The 17,077-nt window shown below is 62.9% G+C and carries 21 protein-coding genes; 9 read left to right on the top strand and 12 right to left on the bottom strand.

The features are described 5' to 3' along the window. Positions 1-6: 6 nt before the first annotated feature. Positions 7-276: a MoaD/ThiS family protein gene (locus tag DV706_RS04205; RefSeq protein WP_006066384.1), complete on the bottom strand. Its 270-nt coding sequence runs from the start codon at positions 274-276 to the stop codon at positions 7-9. Between the two features lie 156 nt (positions 277-432). Here DV706_RS04205 and DV706_RS04200 point away from each other — a divergent pair, with 156 nt between their 5' ends. Further along, positions 433-732 (top strand): hypothetical protein, encoded by a 300-nt coding sequence (locus DV706_RS04200; protein ID WP_006066385.1) that lies wholly within the window; start codon positions 433-435, stop codon positions 730-732. A gap of 49 nt (positions 733-781) precedes the next feature. On the opposite strand, the gene DV706_RS04195 is transcribed toward DV706_RS04200, so the two are convergent. Further along, a complete protein-coding gene (locus tag DV706_RS04195; RefSeq protein WP_006066386.1) occupies positions 782-1,801 on the bottom strand; it encodes a phosphoribosylaminoimidazolesuccinocarboxamide synthase in 1,020 nt (339 codons plus the stop codon). A 163-nt stretch (positions 1,802-1,964) separates the two neighbouring features. Between DV706_RS04195 and cofH the strand changes: the two genes are divergently transcribed. After that, a complete protein-coding gene (gene cofH / locus DV706_RS04190) occupies positions 1,965-3,338 on the top strand; it encodes a 7,8-didemethyl-8-hydroxy-5-deazariboflavin synthase subunit CofH (protein WP_006066387.1) in 1,374 nt (457 codons plus the stop codon). 72 nt (positions 3,339-3,410) lie between these two features. Beyond that, positions 3,411-3,689, top strand: a complete 279-nt coding sequence (locus tag DV706_RS04185; protein ID WP_006066388.1) for a hypothetical protein — start codon at positions 3,411-3,413, stop codon at positions 3,687-3,689. 4 nt (positions 3,690-3,693) lie between these two features. Here DV706_RS04185 and DV706_RS04180 read toward each other — a convergent pair whose 3' ends face one another. Then, positions 3,694-4,335 carry a cyclase family protein gene (locus tag DV706_RS04180; RefSeq protein ID WP_006066389.1) on the bottom strand — a complete coding sequence of 214 codons (642 nt, stop codon included), beginning with the start codon at positions 4,333-4,335 and terminating at the stop codon, positions 3,694-3,696. Between the two features lie 116 nt (positions 4,336-4,451). Here DV706_RS04180 and DV706_RS04175 point away from each other — a divergent pair, with 116 nt between their 5' ends. Beyond that, positions 4,452-4,904: a nucleoside deaminase gene (locus DV706_RS04175; RefSeq protein ID WP_006066390.1), complete on the top strand. Its 453-nt coding sequence runs from the start codon at positions 4,452-4,454 to the stop codon at positions 4,902-4,904. Here DV706_RS04175 and cofG read toward each other — a convergent pair. From cofG to DV706_RS04155, 4 genes are all read right to left on the bottom strand, one after another. Continuing rightward, positions 4,901-6,088 carry a 7,8-didemethyl-8-hydroxy-5-deazariboflavin synthase subunit CofG gene (gene cofG / locus DV706_RS04170; protein ID WP_006066391.1) on the bottom strand — a complete coding sequence of 396 codons (1,188 nt, stop codon included), beginning with the start codon at positions 6,086-6,088 and terminating at the stop codon, positions 4,901-4,903. The two genes, DV706_RS04175 and cofG, sit on opposite strands and share 4 nt — an antisense overlap. 57 nt (positions 6,089-6,145) lie before the next feature. Beyond that, positions 6,146-6,820, bottom strand: coding sequence for a 2-phospho-L-lactate guanylyltransferase (cofC, locus tag DV706_RS04165; RefSeq protein ID WP_006066392.1), 675 nt, complete (start codon positions 6,818-6,820; stop codon positions 6,146-6,148). Positions 6,821-6,974: 154 nt separating this feature from the next. After that, entirely contained in the window at positions 6,975-8,153 is a 1,179-nt protein-coding gene (locus tag DV706_RS04160; RefSeq protein WP_006066393.1) for a tubulin/FtsZ family protein, read from the bottom strand. A gap of 188 nt (positions 8,154-8,341) precedes the next feature. Continuing rightward, positions 8,342-9,229 carry a complex I NDUFA9 subunit family protein gene (locus DV706_RS04155; protein WP_049889827.1) on the bottom strand — a complete coding sequence of 296 codons (888 nt, stop codon included), beginning with the start codon at positions 9,227-9,229 and terminating at the stop codon, positions 8,342-8,344. Between the two features lie 103 nt (positions 9,230-9,332). Here DV706_RS04155 and tmk point away from each other — a divergent pair, with 103 nt between their 5' ends. Continuing rightward, the gene (gene tmk / locus DV706_RS04150; RefSeq protein ID WP_006066395.1) at positions 9,333-9,941 is read left to right on the top strand and encodes a dTMP kinase; all 609 of its coding nucleotides are present in this window, start codon (positions 9,333-9,335) and stop codon (positions 9,939-9,941) included. Positions 9,942-10,073: 132 nt separating this feature from the next. Here tmk and DV706_RS04145 read toward each other — a convergent pair whose 3' ends face one another. After that, positions 10,074-10,304, bottom strand: a complete 231-nt coding sequence (locus DV706_RS04145; protein ID WP_006066396.1) for an Lrp/AsnC family transcriptional regulator — start codon at positions 10,302-10,304, stop codon at positions 10,074-10,076. Continuing rightward, complete coding sequence (locus tag DV706_RS04140) at positions 10,304-11,023, bottom strand: potassium channel family protein (protein WP_006066397.1); 720 nt, start codon at positions 11,021-11,023, stop codon at positions 10,304-10,306. Before DV706_RS04140 ends, DV706_RS04145 begins: the two co-directional genes overlap by 1 nt. A gap of 121 nt (positions 11,024-11,144) precedes the next feature. Between DV706_RS04140 and DV706_RS04135 the strand changes: the two genes are divergently transcribed. Continuing rightward, complete coding sequence (locus DV706_RS04135; RefSeq protein WP_006066398.1) at positions 11,145-11,375, top strand: Lrp/AsnC family transcriptional regulator; 231 nt, start codon at positions 11,145-11,147, stop codon at positions 11,373-11,375. Positions 11,376-11,418: 43 nt separating this feature from the next. On the opposite strand, the gene DV706_RS04130 is transcribed toward DV706_RS04135, so the two are convergent. Beyond that, positions 11,419-11,946, bottom strand: coding sequence for a DUF5813 family protein (locus DV706_RS04130; protein ID WP_006066399.1), 528 nt, complete (start codon positions 11,944-11,946; stop codon positions 11,419-11,421). A gap of 181 nt (positions 11,947-12,127) precedes the next feature. Here DV706_RS04130 and DV706_RS22015 point away from each other — a divergent pair, with 181 nt between their 5' ends. After that, positions 12,128-12,307: a hypothetical protein gene (locus DV706_RS22015; protein WP_083902043.1), complete on the top strand. Its 180-nt coding sequence runs from the start codon at positions 12,128-12,130 to the stop codon at positions 12,305-12,307. 36 nt (positions 12,308-12,343) lie between these two features. Here DV706_RS22015 and DV706_RS04120 read toward each other — a convergent pair whose 3' ends face one another. Both DV706_RS04120 and DV706_RS04115 read right to left on the bottom strand, forming a co-directional pair. Further along, positions 12,344-13,633: an O-acetylhomoserine aminocarboxypropyltransferase/cysteine synthase family protein gene (locus DV706_RS04120; protein ID WP_006066400.1), complete on the bottom strand. Its 1,290-nt coding sequence runs from the start codon at positions 13,631-13,633 to the stop codon at positions 12,344-12,346. Positions 13,634-13,838: 205 nt separating this feature from the next. Next, a complete protein-coding gene (locus DV706_RS04115; protein ID WP_006066401.1) occupies positions 13,839-14,567 on the bottom strand; it encodes a helix-turn-helix domain-containing protein in 729 nt (242 codons plus the stop codon). An 86-nt stretch (positions 14,568-14,653) separates the two neighbouring features. On the opposite strand from DV706_RS04115, the gene DV706_RS04110 reads away from it, so the two are divergent. Then, positions 14,654-15,763: an MBL fold metallo-hydrolase gene (locus DV706_RS04110; RefSeq protein WP_006066402.1), complete on the top strand. Its 1,110-nt coding sequence runs from the start codon at positions 14,654-14,656 to the stop codon at positions 15,761-15,763. A gap of 3 nt (positions 15,764-15,766) precedes the next feature. Continuing rightward, the gene (locus DV706_RS04105) at positions 15,767-17,071 is read left to right on the top strand and encodes an MFS transporter (protein WP_006066403.1); all 1,305 of its coding nucleotides are present in this window, start codon (positions 15,767-15,769) and stop codon (positions 17,069-17,071) included. Positions 17,072-17,077: the final 6 nt, after the last annotated feature.

The following is a 17,077-nucleotide window of genomic DNA, read 5'->3' as shown; positions in this document are numbered from 1 at the left end:
GACGGCTCACCTGTCGGTCGAGCCGCCCTGGACGGCCGGCATCAGCGTCAGTTCGGCGTCGTTCGACACCGGGGCCTCGAGCGGCGCCCGTTCGCCGTTGATCGACACTCGAACGCTCGGTCGTACCGTCTCGCCGTCGTAGAGGTACGGGGTCGCCCGCGGATATGCGGCGGTAAATTCGGCCAGCGCATCCGCGACAGTCGTCCCCGTGAACTCGAGGGTGACCGTCTTCTCGCCGGTCGCACTCCGGAGGGGGCCGTACACTGTGAGTTGCATAGCCGATGTTGGACTCGAGCACCCAAATACCGTCGCCACGAGACACCGGCACACACCGTTTGCACTCGAGGGCGAGCCCACCGACTCGCGGCTCGATCATCGCCTGCCACTGCGTGGCGCAGGCACTTGACTCGCCTTTGCATACCATTACTGAAGATGCCTGAGCTCGACCGATATCTCTGGGCGATCGGTCACATTCACCGCCGGCGACTCCTTTTGCAGCTACTGGAGACGCCCATGGTCCACACGAGCGAACTGAACATGAGCGAGGGGGAAAAGAAACTTTTACTCGCGGAGGTGAAACACGCCCATCTGCCGAAGTTAGCGGACCACGACGTCATCGACTGGAACCCGGAAAGCAACCGAGTAACGCGAGGATCGAACTTCGATGAGGTCGAGCCGCTGCTCGAGCTGTTAGATTCCAATCGAGAGCGGCTTCCCGACGGCTGGGTGTAAATTCCTCGAGCACCGCGTTCGCCGCCGGGCGCGGAACGGAATTGGAGCGTCAGAGACGCTGGACGGCACCGATCGCACTCGAGAGCGGCGGCGCGTCGAACAGCTCCATGTCCATGTAGGCGTTGGCACCAGCACAGTAGAGGTCGCGAGCGGTCTCGATGACATCGTCCTCGAGCGGCTCGGGCTCGACGTCACAGAGCGATTTCCAGTCGGCGATATCTTCTTGTTTGGCCTCGGCTTTCGCGGCTTCGACGGCCTGCACCCAGTCGGGCTGGGTGCGCTTGTGGTACTGTCGGAGCACCTCCTTCGAGAGCTGCGTGCCCTCGTAGCTAAAGCGGTTCTCGTCGAACGTCCCGACGACGTCCGCCACGCGGATCTCGCCCTGATAGTACAGACACTCGATCTTGCCGTCTTCGTGAACCAGTCCGGCGGAGTCGGCCTGCTCAGTGACGATTCGGTTGACCTCGAGTGCGATCGACTCGAGGTCGTCGATCTCGGCTGTGCCGGCGATTTCGTCGGCTTCCGCGCGGTCGAGATAGCGGTCGCCCTCCTCGTATTTCGTCGAGAACTCGACGATCGGCTCATCGAGGTCGACGGCTTCCTCGGGCCAGCTGTCGAACGCGAGGCCGTGGTCGTCGGGATCGGTTCGGCGTCGCAGACTCGAGCCGACGGGGACGCGATTGCGGAAGACGACCTCAAGCGGGATCAGATAGTTCTCGCCGGCCGCCTCGTGGTAGTGGTCGTAATCGTACTCGCGACCCTCGTGGGGGAGGTCAGGAACCTGCGTGAGGTCGATCGCCATCTCCCAGGGCAGACTCGAGGCGTCCTCGAGGGGGACGACGTCGCCGTTTTCGACAACACCGCGGTAGTGGGTCGGGACGCCTTCGGACTCGAGGAGTTCGAAGTTGAACGCGCCCATCGAACAGAGGCTCGCGCCCTTCTCGGGGATCGAATCGGGCATCTGGCCCCAGTCGAACACCGAGTAGGCATCGGTGAAGACGAACGAGCCGCGGCCGAGTTCGTCGTCAGTCGCCGCCTCGTCGATGCGGAATTCTTTGACACTCGTCATACGGGACACCTTCGGCTGTCTCTGCCGCCGCAGTTCATACCCGAGTTGCCGTGGCCGGACCGTAAGAAGGTTTCAGTATCGGTTTGCTCGCCCGAACAACGAAATTCGCCGCCGACCCGGCGATCCATCACGCTTTTCTCGCTGTACTGGTATTGATACGCCGATGGAGCGACCGGTGACCGAGGCAGACCTCACGTTCGACCACGTCCCCGAAACCGACCAGTCGTTCGAGAACGCACTCACGAAGGCTCGCGCCGGCGACCAGCTCACGGTCGACGACGCGATCGAGTTACTCACGACCGGGACGGACGTCGACGGTATCGACCAGACGCGCAAAGAGCAGGTGCTCGAGGCTGCCGATCGCCGACGCGCCGACATCGTCGGCGAGGAGGTCACCTTCGTCGCCAACTTAAACAACAACGTCACGACGGCCTGTAACGTGGGCTGTCTGTTCTGTAACTTCAAAGACGCCGCCCACACGTTCGAGCGCGATACCGAACTGCAAAGCGCTGGATTCACGAAAACGCCCGAGAAGTCCCGCGAAATCGTCGCCGACGCCGTTTCCCGCGGCGTCTACGAGGTGACATCGGTCTCCGGACTTCACCCCGCGTTTGCGCTGGACGGCGAACACCGCGACATACTCGAGGCCCACCCGGACCCGAAGGCGGTCAACTACAAGCCGCCCGAAGCGTACGAAATCGATCCCGGCACCTACACGGACCAGATTTCGGCGATGAGCGTCGACGGCGTCCACGTCCACTCGATGACGCCCGAAGAGGCCTATCACGCCCGGCGGGGGACCGACTGGTCCTACGAGGACGTCTACGGCCGACTCAAAGCGGCCGGCCTCGATACGGTGCCCGGCACGGCCGCCGAAATCCTCGTCGAGGAGGTCCGCGACGTGATCTGTCCCGGCAAGATCAGTACAGAGGGGTGGCTCGAGGCGATGGAAGCCGCCGCGAACGTCGGTCTGGGCTTGACGGCGACGATCATGTACGGCCACGTCGAGAACGAGGCCCACCGCGCGATGCACCTCAAACGGGTTCGTGAGCTTCAAGAGCGCGTCGACGGCGCGATCACGGAGTTCGTTCCGCTCTCGTTCGTCCACCAGAACACGCCGCTTTTCGAACACGACGTGGTGTCGGGCGGTGCAAGCACCGACGAGGACGAACTCATGATCGCCGTCTCGAGACTGTTCCTCGACAACATCGACCACATCCAGTCGTCATGGGTCAAATACGGCGACGAGCAGGGGCTAAAGATGCTCTCCTGTGGGGCCGACGACTTTATGGGGACGATCCTCTCCGAGGAGATTACCAAACGCGCCGGCGGCGAGTACGGCGAGTATCGCTCGTTTGCAGACTACGTCGACCTCATCTCCTCGATCGGTCGGGTGCCGGTCGAGCGCTCGACGGATTACGAGACGCGCCGTATTATCGACCCCGACGAGCCGCCGTTTGGCCCGCGACTGGGGCCGAAATCCGACGGGACGCCCATTCTGACACCCGAGGAGCGAGCGCCGCCGGCCGACGACTGATCGTCACAGACCACTGTTGGGTCGGCGCGAACGGAGGAGCACTTTTTGTGGATGCCACCCGTTACCACTGATATGAACCACCTCTTTCAGACCGACGACGCCAGCTGGCGACTGCCAAATCACGCCCACGTGGTCGTCTACGAACGCGAGGACAGCGATCGCGGCCTGCTCACGATCTACGACTGCGGCGCCGCCCAGAAACCACCGAAAGCGCAGTTGCTCGGCACCCTCGAGTCGGTCGATGCTCCCGCCACGGTCGAACCCCAGCCGACGGGCAAGATCGTGAAGCTCCGTGCGGATGCCACACTCGAGGAATCCGCGCCGGATCAGTTCCGGATCGTCCGGTCCTAACTGGTCATTTTTCATCTGTGAGACCGACGGCCCGCACCGGTGCGCCGTCGCCGTCCAGTGCGAGGGGGTACGCCCGGAGTTCGAACCGATCGCCGACTGCCTCGAGGTTCGTGAGGTTTTCGAGGATCACCCCTCCGTTGCCAAGCAGCGTGTGGTGAGCCACGAAGCCGTCGGGTTCGGCCGCGCTGGCGGTAGCTGTCGGCGTCGGGTCCGGGTTGAGTGTATCCACAGCGACGTCGAACCCGCGCTCGACACACGCTTCAGCCGCAGTCGGCGAGAGATACGGATGCTCGAGATACCGCTCGCTGCCCCAGTGGGTATCCCACCCCGTCCAACACGCCACGAGATCGGCGTCGACGTCGGGAATCCGACTCGCCGGAATCGGCTCGCGCGCCTCGAGGTCGCGACAGTCGATTCGAACGGCGTCGAAGGCGAACCGCTCGAGCGAGTAGGCCGCGAGCGTGTTCCCGTCGGGGTCGATGTGTGCCGGAGCGTCGACGTGTGTCCCGGTGTGGCTGCCACACTCGAGGGCGGCGACGCTGGCTCCGTGTTCCTCGTGGGTCGCGTGTGGCTGGACGACGACCGGCGGATCGTCTGGGTACGTCTGCATCCCGGTTTCGATCGGGTGGCTCAGATCGACGTGCATACGCGACTCTCCACGTTCGAAGGGGGATAACGCTGTGTGATTGCCGGGCCGGGCGCGTTTCGAGGCGGTGTCGCAAAACCGGAGCGTCGAAACCCGTCGGTGACGTTCGATGAGCTATGACCACGGACGAAGCCGGCGTTCGACGGGCGATCGACCTCGCACGGACCGCAGTCGACAACGGCAACACCCCTTTCGGCTCGCTGCTCGTCGTCGACGACGACGTCGTTCGGACGGCCGAGAACACGACGCTCACAGACGACGACATCGCCGCCCATCCGGAGTTCAAACTGGCGCGGTGGGCCGCCCGCGAACTCGAGGCCGACGAGCGCGCGGCGTGTACGATGTACACCAGCACGGAGCCGTGTCCGATGTGTGCGAGCGCGATCGCCTACGCGGGCCTCGGCCGGATCGTCTACAGCGTTTCCGTCGACTCGCTCGCAGCGCTGCGAGACGACGGCGTAATCGAGATCCCCTGCGAGGAAGTGGTCGATCGGTCCGACGCGACGACGACCATCGAGGGGCCAGTGCTCGAGGACGAAGGGATCGCGGTCCACCGAGCGTACTTCTAACGCGTCGACAGCGACTCGCCGTCGAGCACTGCTCGGTAGCGCCTGCCAGCCGCGTCGTCGGCCTCGAGCGCGCCGCGAATCGTTGGCGAGATCCACTGACGATCTGCGCTCGGGTCACGACCGTCACTCGCGCCGGCCGTGCCGTCGGCCGCCACGCCGTCGAACGCGTCGGGTCGCAGGTCGGCGGGCAGAAACCGCTCGTAGACCGGCAGCCGTTCGCGCAGCGGTAGCGCCGCGGAATCGGCGATCGCCTCGAGTTCGCGCAGCGCGGGCCACTTATAATCGGGGTTGATGTGATCGTCCGTGACTGGCGAGACGCCGCCCAGATCGTCGACGCCGCAGTCGATCAGGTCGCGGGCGGGCGCGAGATTCGGCGGCACCTGCACGGAGATTTCCTCGGGCAACGCCACGCGGGCCATCGCCGTCACCCGACGCATCGTCTCGAGGGCGGGCGAGCCCTCGTCCCAGCGCTCGTTGTTCACGACCGGCTGGATGATCACCTCCTGGATGTGGTCGTATCGATTGTGAAGTTCGCGAATGGCAAGCAGACTCTCCGCGCGGTCGCGCCAGGACTCGCCGATTCCGACGAGAATGCCGGTGGTGAAGGCAACGTCGAGTTCGCCCGCGTTTTTGATGGTTCGAAGTCGTTGGCCCGGTTCTTTCTTCCGGGGACCAGCATGGGCACCGACCTCGGCGGTCGTCTCGAGCATCACGCCCATGCTGGCGTTGACGTCGGCCACGGTGGCCAGCTGTTCGCGGGTCTGATCGCCCGGATTGGCGTGGGGGAGCAGCCCTTCCTCGAGGGCGACCTCGCAGGCGTCGCGCAGATAGGTATGAATCGAGTCGTGGCCCCACTCCTCGAGTTGCGCGTGGATCTCGGTGTAGCGGTCGTCGGGATCGTCGCCGAACGTAAACAGGGCTTCCGTACAGCCTGCGTCGGCTCCGTTGTGGCAGATGTCGCGAACCTCCTCGAGGCTGAGCAGGGAGGCCTGTCCGGGCGCGTCGAAGTACGTGCAGTAGGTGCAGGTGTAACGACACGCCGTCGTCAACGGGACAAAGACGTTCCGGGCGAACGTCAGCGCCTCGGGCGCGTCGACGTCGTCGGGCGTGACCGCAAGCAGATCAGCGACCGCTGTGTCGTCGATCGCGATGTCGACACCGTACTCGCTCGCCCCGGCAGTCATTAGGTCGGAGTGGTATCGCGTGGCAGATAAGCGCTTCACTTCGGGCAGGGATATCGGTCACTCGCGCGTCGATTCCTCGAGTCGGGCAACACCGACGCGGCCGTCTCGTGTCTCGAGAGCGAATCCGAACTCCCGAAGACAGGCTGGCGCGCGGTCAGTGTCCGCGCCGTGGACGAGCACCTCAGCGAGATCTTCGGGTTCGTCGATGTCGGTGCTCAGTCGAAACGAGTCGATCGTCTCGAGGTGTGTGTCCACGTCACGAGCGATCTCACAGTGGTCCAGATACGACGCGCCGTGGTAGTCCACGCGAAAATCGGGATGGGAAACGACGACCGCGTTCGTGCCGCCGCTTCGTCCTGGTGCGATTGCGACGCCAGTATCGTGCGAAAAGAGGCGCTCGAGTGCCTCGGGTGTCGCAAGCGCGAGGTCGGCCATGACGACGGCGGTGGCCGCCTCGTCGTGATCGGCCGGCAGCCGTGCGTTGACGGCCTCGGTCAGCGGTCGATCGTCGACGGCTACCGAAACTGCATCGAGCAGACGACCCTCGAGTGACAGGGCGGCGGGGTCGAGCGGCGCCGTCGACACCACCGTCGGCTCCGCGTCCGCCTCGACGATCGCAGTGAGGACGTCCGCAAGCATGGCTCGAGCGAACGTCGACCGCTCCGTAGACGTCAGGACTGACGCGAGCCGTGTCTTCGGGTCGGTGGCGGCAAACGGGACGACGACGTGCATCGATCCAGTGTAGCCCGAGTACGGTGAAAAACACGTCGGACCCGAACCCCCGAGAGTGGGCTTCCAAGCACTGACACGGCAGCGACAGTCACATCGTTGTGCCCCCAAACGAATGCGGTCGCTAGCGCCTGTGGCTCGGAACGGAACTGCGAGCCTAAAACAGCGGCTCGAGTTCGTCTTCGTCGTCTTCAACGAGGCTCTCTAAGTTATCCTCGCTTTCCTGTTGGATGTCGTCGATGTTCTCCTGGGCCTCGATTGCGACCTGCTGGAGACGCTTGATTCGTGGGACGTTCGTGACGCCCGAGAGCAAGATCGCTGCGGCGACTTCTGGCTCCTGGCGGGGGAAGTCGCCACCACGGACTTCCATGCTGCCAGTTTCTTCCTCGAGCCACTTGCGGCCGCGTTCGATGCCTTTCCGGTTCAGATACTCCGATGGACCTGAAAGCACGAGCAGGGCCCGCTCGGTGCCTTCGATCTCACACGGCAGCGTCAGTCGGCCGAGTGCGGCTTTCCGGACGAGGCTCGTGATTCGGTTGGTCGTGTTCGCAGCGTCTAGGTTGTCGCTGCCCCCGTCGTCGCCGGTAAACCGCGAGAGCAGTCCGCCGCCGGTGTTCAATTCGACTTCCTCGCTTGCAAAGCCAACCGTCGAGACGCCGCCACCCGAGAGCGTGTTGATAATCTCGGAGGAGTCGACGACGCTTTCGGCGACCTCCTGACCGTCGCCGACCTCGCCAGCACCAAAGAGAATACCGAACCGGCGAACGATCTCCTCGTTGATCTGGTCGTAGCCACCTTCAACGGACTCGCCGGTCTGTCGCCACGAGTCGTTATCGAACACGAGCAGGTTGTCGACTTCGTGGACGAACGTCTGGAACGAACGCGCCGCGTTGAGCGTGTAGATTCCACCTTCGTCGGTTCCTGGCAGTACGCCGAGGCCGTAGACGGGGATGGTAAAGATCCGTTTCAGGTGTTTTGCGAGGACAGGTGCACCGCCGGAACCGGTCCCGCCACCCAGGCCGGCGACGACCAGAAAGGCGTCGACCTCGTGGGTTGGGATCGCATCGATGGCGTTCTGTACCTCGTCGATGTCTTCCTCGGCGACCGCCGCGCCGAGCTCGTTGTCTGCACCCACGCCATGGCCCTTGACGCGGGCCTGACCGATGAGTACGCGATTCTCCTGTGGTATATTCTCGAGACCCATGAGATCCGCTTTCGCGGAGTTAACAGCGATCGCCGCGCGGACGATTCCGCTGTTCGTTCGATCGTCGTAATCGAGGAATCGATCGACGATTTTCCCACCGGCCTGTCCGAATCCGATCATCGCCAGCTTCATTGTTTGTAAGGGGGCTCCGTTGGATAGGAACCAGTGTAATCAGGGACATAAGTCTTTTGTTGCAGTGAATGTCACGCTTTGTTTTGTATTGCTGAAAACCGACAGCAGGGCTGCTGTTAGGCACAATCTATGATCTGCTCACAGGACTATTCTCACTACTGATACTGGGCCATATATCAGATCGTTGGCTACCGATCCAGCCCAAGTGACTCGCCGAGTGTCATCAGGTCGTCCTCCGAACGACCAAACGCGGTCACGTCGTTGGTAACGACGGTGTTGTGCTGCTCGAGCGATTTGGCCTGGTCTGACCCGAACGGAACGAACGGAAGCGGGTCGGCTGCCGTCAGCCCTAATTTCGCGAGTGGCATCGGGATCGAAAGGATGCTGACGGATTTCCCTTCAGCCTCGTAGGCGAGTTCCGTCGCATCCGAAAGCGTGACGATCTGGGGTCCGGCAACCTCGTAGATCTCGCCGACGTGGCTGGCGTCCTCGAGGGCGTCTGCAAGCATCGGGACCAGATCGCCGACCCAGATCGGCTGGAAACGAGTCTTTCCGCCACCGGGCAGCCCCGTCACGTACGGCGTCGTCAGCTGTTTGGTAAACTCGATAAACTCACTCCCTTCGCCGAAGACCACGGAGGGGCGAAAGATCGTCCACTCGAGTTGAGAGTCTCTGACGACGCGTTCGGCCTCGCCTTTCGTACGGATGTACTCGGTGTCGCCGTTGGGATCGGCTCCGAGGGCGCTCATCTGGACGAAGCGGTCGACGTCGCCGTCTTCGGCGGCCCGAACGAGATTCGCCGTGCCGCCGAGATGGACGGTCTCGTGGTCAGCACCGCTGGGTGGTTTGTAGAGCGGCGACAGCGCGACGAGATTGACGACGGCATCGTGTTCGGCGACTGTCTCTGCGATGGAGTCGTACGCACTGACGTCGCCCCGTGCGACTTCGACAGCCGCAGGTAGGTCGCTGCTGCGCGGGCTGCGAGAGAGCGCCGTCACCTCGTGGCCGCGTTCGTGGAGTTCCGTACAGAGAGCCGTGCCGATAAATCCGGTTCCGCCGGCGACGAGGACGTTCATACAGAAAAGATACAGGCGCAATGATAAATAACTGATCGCCTCCGTTGTTTGGGTCGGAACGGTTCTCGACAGGTTGTAATAGCTCACGGTCTCACGTGCGAGCATGCTGGTCACGCTCGAGGGAGTCGACGGAAGCGGCAAGACAACGGTCTGGGAGGCCCTACAGGAGCGCTATCCCGACGCCACGTTCACACGTGAGCCGACGAACGACTCGTGGTACGGCGAGGCCGTCTACCGATCGATCGAAGACGACGATGCTGACTCGCTTGCTGAACTGTTTCTCTACACCGCAGACCACGCCGACCATCTCTCGCGAGTGATCGAACCCGCACTCGAGGCCGACGAGCTCGTACTCTCGGATCGCTACTCGGACTCGCGGTTTGCCTATCAGGGGGCGACGCTCGAGACATCGTCACGACTCGATGTCGATGATCCACTCGAGTACGTCGTTGACATTCACGAGCCGTTCTCGGTCGAGCCCGACCTGACGCTGTACTTCGATGTCGACCCCGAAACGGCTGCCAAACGTGCGGGTGCGACGAACAAGTTCGAACGCGCCACGTACCTCGAGTCGGTCGCCGAGAACTACGAGCGCCTGATCGCGCGTGATCCCGACCGATTCGTCCGCATCGACGCGACACAGCCACCAAATGCGGTGCTCGAGGCGGTCACAGACGTTATGGCCGACGCGGTCCCCGACAGGGGACTGTAAGCCGAGCTGGCCAACTGCAACTCGAGGACTGCAAGAGGCGCGTGCTTTGGGGACGAGAAAATGGTCCGTCATCGCGAGTCGATTACCGAACGCGGCCGCTCTGTGACTACACACAGCCGAACCGTTCGCTCCTTAATCCATCGCGATGTACGTTTGCGTGGTCTCGATGCCGTCGATCCCCTGAATTTGGGTCGCGGAGATCTCTTTGACCGCAGCCGGTGTCTCGACCTGCGCTTTCGCGATGATGTCGACGTCGCCGGCGACGATATGTGCCGACTGGACGCCGTCGATCGCTTCGATACTGTCTCGGAGTCGATCCGCCTCGCCCGTGTTCGCTTTGATCATAATGAAAGCCGTAACCATCAGTTGACACCTCCAGTGCCCGACGTTGCGTCGGTTCCCGCGTTCGAAGCGGCCTCATCTGGCGTCTCGCCGACCAGCAACTGGCGCACCTCGTTCAACACGTCGAAGTCAGCGAGGACGACGAGTCGGTCACCGTCCTCGAGCGACAGATCTGCGTTCGGAATCTCAAGGGGCTGGTCGCGCTTGCCGAATGCGAGGATAGTCGCGTCGGCGGGCAGTTGCAGTTCGCCCATCGTGTAGCCGTTGACGGGAGCGCCGTTAGAAACCGTCAGTTCGACGACTTGCAAGTGCGGGGCGATATCCGCGATTGCACGGATCGTCCCCCCGAGCAAGGCGTTTTTCGCCCCGATCGCACCGAGGCGTTCGGGGTAGATTACCTCGTCGACCTCATCGGCGTACTTGCGGTAGATTCCCTCGCGGTAGGCCTCGTCGATGCGCATGATCGTCCGACAGCCGTAGTGGTTGGCGATCATACAGGCGGTGAAGTTGACGTTGAGGTCACTCGTCAGCGCGCCCAGCGCGTCGGCGTCAGTGATGCCAGCGTCCTCGAGGACGTCCTCGCGGGAGCCATCGCCCTCGACGACGGGGAACTCCTGGCTTCGAGCGCGTCGGATCATCGCCTCGTCCTGTTCGATCAGCGTCACCTCGTGGCCCTCATCGCGCAGGACACGCGCCGTGCGCAGGCCAACCCGTCCAGCACCAATGATCACGAACCGCATGGACAGGGGTACGCTCGCCCCCGTCAATAAGCTTGTCCTCAGTTACCATGTTACTCACCCGAACGTAGTCGCCGCCAGGCAAAGACTTTAGTCGTGACATGGTGTACCACACCCTCGACAGATGGTTCACGCGTTTATTATGATTAAAACGGCCGCCGGAAAATCCGAGGGGCTACTCGAGGCGATCAGGGATCTCGAGCCTGTCACCGACGCCCATATCGTCGCCGGTAACTACGACGTCATCGCCGAGGTCGATGCTCCCGAGGTCTACGACGTTCTCGAGACAGTCTCTTCGAGGATGCAGGCACTCGAGGGAGTCAGTGACACGAAGACGTACATCGCGATGGATTAGCGACCAGCCTGTCGTGGATCGAGCACAGCAACTGTCCGTCGAGTCACATCGGCATGCCGTCGCGTTCTTCTGTGGCCTGCTGGCTACGATCTTGTGCGTTCTCGAGTAACGTTGCAGCCTCGCCGCGATAGTCGTAGCCGGGGATGATCCCCTGTGCGAACGTCCCTTCGACGTACTCAGTGAGCGCTTTGGCGTCCGCGACACCTTCCGCTGCGTCCCAGGCGACGTACTCGAGGACGACCGTGACTTCGTCCGTGTCACGGTCGATGGTCGGCTCGTCGTGGGTGCTTGTCTGGGCAACGGTAAACACGTCCTCGAGTCGACGCTCGAGTGTTTCGAACCAGCCGTCTTCAACGACGGTGGCGACGGCGTCACCGGCAACAGCAGCGTCGAGGGTCGGCAGGGTGACCGTCACCCGAAACCGACCGTCTCGTTTTCCGTCCGCGTCGTCCGCGGTGATGGTCGTATCAAAGACAGTCGTCGTCAGTTCGTACCCAGCGGTGTCGGCCGACGCAGCGAAGGCGTCGTGGGACTCGAGTTCGCGCTCGACGGCGGCGGGAAGATCAGTCATATCCGACTCAATGGCCGTCACGGAAAAGGGTGTTACGCTGCCCGTGGCTGGATGCCGGGTATGAAACAGTTACATCGCTAAAACTGACCGACGGCGACGGGATCGTTTCACGGTTCTAGTCGGTCGTTTCCACGTGAAATGACCTGCATTACTACAACGGATCCTGTCGTTTTTCATCGGCATGAGTCTCGATAGACACGCTGCCGAACGCCGCCGGTTCGCCCGCCTTCTCGGAATCGATGGCGAACACGGCTGCGGCCTGCCGATCGGTTCTCGCTCGAGTCACGCAGATCACGACCATCCAGAGTCGTCAGACCAGCCTGAAAAGACGCGTTCCAGCAGCCGATCTCGCGGTCGCTGAATCCAGACACCCGAAAAACGGAGCCGCGGCGCTGCCTTATTTTGCTGCTTCGATCGCCTGCTCGAGGTCGGCGATCACGTCGTTGACGTCTTCGATGCCGACGGAGAGGCGCACGAGATCATCGGTCGTACCGCTTGCGAGTTTCTCTTCGTCGGTGAGTTGCTGGTGGGTCGTACTCGCGGGGTGGATGATCAGCGTCTTTGCGTCGCCGACGTTTGCGAGCATGGTCGTGAGATCGACCTCGTTACAGACCGTCTCGGCGGCGTCGTAGCCGCCCTCGAGGCCGAACGTAATCATGCCGCCGTAGCCGCCCTCGAGATATTTGCTCGCGTTCTCGTGGGTTTCGTGACTCTCGAGGCCGGGGTAGTTGACCCAGGCGACGGCGTCGTGGTCGTCGAGGAACTCGGCGACGGCCATCGCATTTTCGCAGTGTTTCTCCATCCGCAGCGGCAGTGACTCGAGTTTCTGGAGGGTAACCCAGGCGTCAAACGGCGACTGCTGGTTGCCCAGATCGCGCAGCCCGCGGGTACGAGCCACGATCGAGAACGCCTGCTCGCCGAACGTCTCGTAGAAGTTGACCCCGTGGTAGGCGGGGTTCGGTTCGGCGATTTCGGGGTAATCACCCTCGTCCCACGGGAACGAGCCGCCGTCGACGAGAACCCCACCGACCGTCGAGCCAGCGCCGTGGATCCACTTCGTCGTCGAGTTCCAGACGAGGTCCGCGCCGTGCTCGAGCGGTCGGCACAGATACGGCGTCGCGAAGGTGTTGTCGACAAAGAGCGGGACGTCGTGGTCGTGAGCGATGTCGGCGATGCGCTCGATATCGGGCGTGACGAGCGCGGGGTTGCCGATCGTCTCGAGATGGACAAAGGCGGTGTCGTCGTCGATCGCTTCCGCGTAGGCCTCGTAGTCGAGCGTGTCGACGAACTTCGTCTCGATCCCCCGTTTCGCGACGGTGTGGGTGAGGTAGGTGTAGGTCCCGCCGTAAATCGAAGACGAGGAGACGATGTTATCCCCGACTTCTGCGAGGATGAACGTCGCAAGATCGAACGCGGCCATCCCGGACGCGGTTGCGAGTGCCCCGACACCACCCTCGAGGGTGGCGATACGCTCCTCGAGCATGGCGTTCGTCGGGTTCATGATCCGCGAGTAGATGTTGCCGAACTCCTCTAAGCCGAACAGTGCGGCCGCGTGTTCCGTATCCTCGAACTCGTAGGACGTCGTCTGATACAGCGGCGGGGCCCGTGCGCCAGTCGTGGGATCTGGCTCCTGTCCTGCGTGGACACTGTGCGTCGAAAAGCCGGTTTCGGGTTCGTCATCGGTCATACGCCGAACACGAACTCGAGTGCTTATAATCCCCACTCCTCCCAGCAAAAACGGTCGGGATCTCGGAGCTGCCCGTGCTGGGAGGGTGTGCAGTGACAGTCAGTAGCGACTACAACAGCCCTTCTCAGACGGTCTGTTGCCCGTCAAGGCCGGCGCGACCGTGAGCATCTTGGGTTGTGTCGGTTGATCGGGACAGCAATCCGTCTCAGTCGTCTGCAAGCGTCGGCTTCGTGCCTTCGGCTCGCAACACGTCCGTCTGGGTTTCGGTCAGTAACCGCACGAACTGGCCGGCGTTCGTCACGAGCTTGTTCTCGGCTTTCCGCAGATGTTCCTCGAACGTTGCTCGAGCGACAGTCGTCTCCGCTGCGAGTTCGGCGACCGACGCGCCTCGTGGCTGGTCGTAGTAGCCCGCGTCGAGAGCGATCCGCAGCGCCTCGAGCTGGCGCTCGGTGAGCCCGTCGAACAGCCGATCGACCGAGACCAGCGAGCTGTGGGGAACGTGGCGCTCTTCGATCGAGGTCTTTGAGCGAACGTCGATCTCGCGGTCGTCGTCGAGCTCTGCAAGCAGTGCGTTGATATCACCCTCGTCGAAGCCGATCACGGAGTAGTGCTCCCAGCCGTTGCGATACACCGTCGGCGGGAGATGCACGCAGTTGTGGCGCTCGAACCGCCGAACGATCGACTCCTCGATGGGGCAGGCACAGGACTGGACGATCACGTGCAGGTCAGTGCCGTCGGCCGTGGTGTGGAGAATCGTCCCGAGTTCGTTGATCTTCTCGAGCAGATCGTCGTCGCTGGCGTTCGGGACGGTAATCTCGAGGACCTGACAGTCCTGGAGATACCACTCCCGAATCGAGACACCGGGAAACTGCTCGGATACCCCCCGGTAGGGGCATTCGTGGCGGAGTTTGAACGAGACTTCGTACATGCTCATGTTCCCTCTGAGGGGCGGAATTTGGATAATGGTGCCGGTCATAACTGGCACTGACCATATGCCTTTGCTCTCCCTATCAGCTATCGATGGCAGAAATCACGCCGGAAACCGTCGCCGAACGGCTCGAGAACGACGAGGAACTCACACTAATCGACGTCCGCGACGCTGCGGACTTCGAGGAGTGGCATATTCCAGGCAGCGAGAACGTCGACGTCTATGAGGACCTAAAAAACGACCCCGACAGCGCAGCAGCCACCTTGGCCGAGTTGCCGGCTGACGAGGAGCTTATCACCGTCTGTGCAGCCGGTGTGCTCGCGTCGGATGCCGCCGACATGCTCGAGGCAGCCGGCCACGACGCGGCAACCCTCGAAAACGGCATGAACGGCTGGGCGCGCGTCCACCGCCACGCCGAACTCGAGGCCGATATCGACGGCGAACTGATCCAGGTTGCCCGGCCCGGCACGGGCTGTCTCTCCCACGTCCTCATTTCCGAGGGCGATGCGGCCGTCTTCGAGCCGTCCCAGTACGTCGAGGAGTACGAGACTCTTCTCGAGGAGTACGACGCCGACCTCGTCGGCGTCTTCGACACCCACGCCCACGCCGATCACGTCTCTGGCGGCGCGAAACTCGCCGAACGCAACGGCGTCCCCTACTACCTGCATCCGGCGGATGCCTCCGGAATCGAGGCGCGTTCAGTCGAAGACGGCGACGTCCTCGAGGTCGGCGCGGTCGAGATCACGGTGATCCACACGCCCGGCCACAGCCCAGGGAGCGTCACCTTCGCTGTCGAGGACGAAGCGCTGCTCACCGGCGACACGCTCTTTCACGACAGCGTCGGTCGGGTCGAACTCGGTGTCGACGCCGGCCTCGAAGAGACGAACGTCGAAGAGAACGCCGAAACGCTGTACGAGAGCCTCGAACGACTCCGCACCGTCGATGGCGACCCACTCGTGTTGCCGGCACACGACCCCGGCACGCCACAGCCACCCGTCGCCGCACGCCTGAGCGAGGTCAAAGATCGAAACGAGGCCTTCTGTCAGGATCGAGAAACACTGGTTGCAGCACTTGCAGGTGACATTCCGGACCAGCCGGCGAACTTCCAGCGGATCAAACTCGCCAACGTCGGCACGGAGGAGATTTCGGACGAAGAGGCGGACGAACTCGAGCTTGGTCCCAACCGATGTGCTGCTGAGTAAGTAATGAGCGGTGAGTTCACACAGGGGATCAAGCGTAACTGGCGACAGTTCACCCTCCAAGTGCTGACGGTTTTTGCAGTTGGGTTGACGATGGGCTCACAGCGCAACGTCGTGCCCATCATGGGCGAAGAGACGTTTGGCGTCGAGTCCCTGCTCGTGATCGGCTCGTTCGTCGTGAGCTTCGGGATCGTCAAGGCCGTCCTCAACCTGTATTCCGGGAAGTGGGCCGACACCTACGGTCGCAAGCCGATCCTGATTGCAGGCTGGGTCGCGGCGATCCCGATTCCATTTATCCTGATCTACGCGCCGAGCTGGAGTTGGATCGCCGTCGGGAACGTCTTGCTCGGCGTCAATCAGGGGGTCGCCTGGAGCATGAGCATGATCTCGAAGATCGAACTCGCCGGGCCCGGTGAGCGTGGGCTCGCAGCCGGGATCGACGAGGCCTTTGGCTACACCGGCGTCGCTGCCGGCGCGTGGCTGACGGGCGTCATCGCCGCCCAGTACAGTCTCCGGCCGGAGCCGTTTTACTTCCTCGCGGCGGTGATCATCGTCGCCATACTCATCGCAGTCGTCCTGATCGAGGAGACGCTGCCCTACGCAGAGGCAGAGGCGAAAGCCGCTGCTGACGCCGAACCAGACGGTGGCACTCGAGAGGCAGAGCTCTCGTTTACCGAGATCGTCAAGCGGGCGACGTACAAAGATCGGACGCTGTTTACGGCCGCGCAGGCGGGCCACGTCGAGAACTTCGTCGACACGCTCGTCTGGATCGCCTTCCCGATCTTCCTCGTCTCCCAGGGGCTCAACGTCGCCCAGGTCGGCGTCGTCGTCGGTGTCCACAGCGCGGCGTACTTCTTGCAGGTCTACACCGGCCGGCTGGGCGATCGGGTCGGACGCAAGCCACCGATCGTCGCTGGCTTCTTCCTCGCCGGCGCTGGTGTCCTCGGGATGGTGCTGGTCGAGGGCTATGCCCTGTGGATCCTCTTTTCGGCACTGTCGGGCGTCGGGATGGCGCTTCACTACCCCAACCTGATCGCGGTGGCAAGCGACGCGGCCCACCCGCTGTGGCGCTCGACCGGCCTCGGCGTCTATCGCCTCTGGCGGGATCTGGGGTATGCCGTCGGCGCTGTCCTCATCGGTCTGTCGGTCGACCTCATCTCGATCGACGCCGCCTTCTACGCCACCGCGATCGCGATGTTTCTCTCCGGCGGGCTCGTCGTGGTCTGGATGGAGGAAACGCATCCCGAACTTGGCACCCACGAGCCGCCGTCAGTGGACCTCGAGGCAGAGAACACGCCAACAGAAAACTGAGACAGG

Origin of the sequence: Natronorubrum bangense, from assembly GCF_004799645.1 — an archaeon.
Lineage (GTDB): Archaea > Halobacteriota > Halobacteria > Halobacteriales > Natrialbaceae > Natronorubrum > Natronorubrum bangense.
This window is presented reverse-complemented; position numbering and strand designations above follow the sequence as displayed.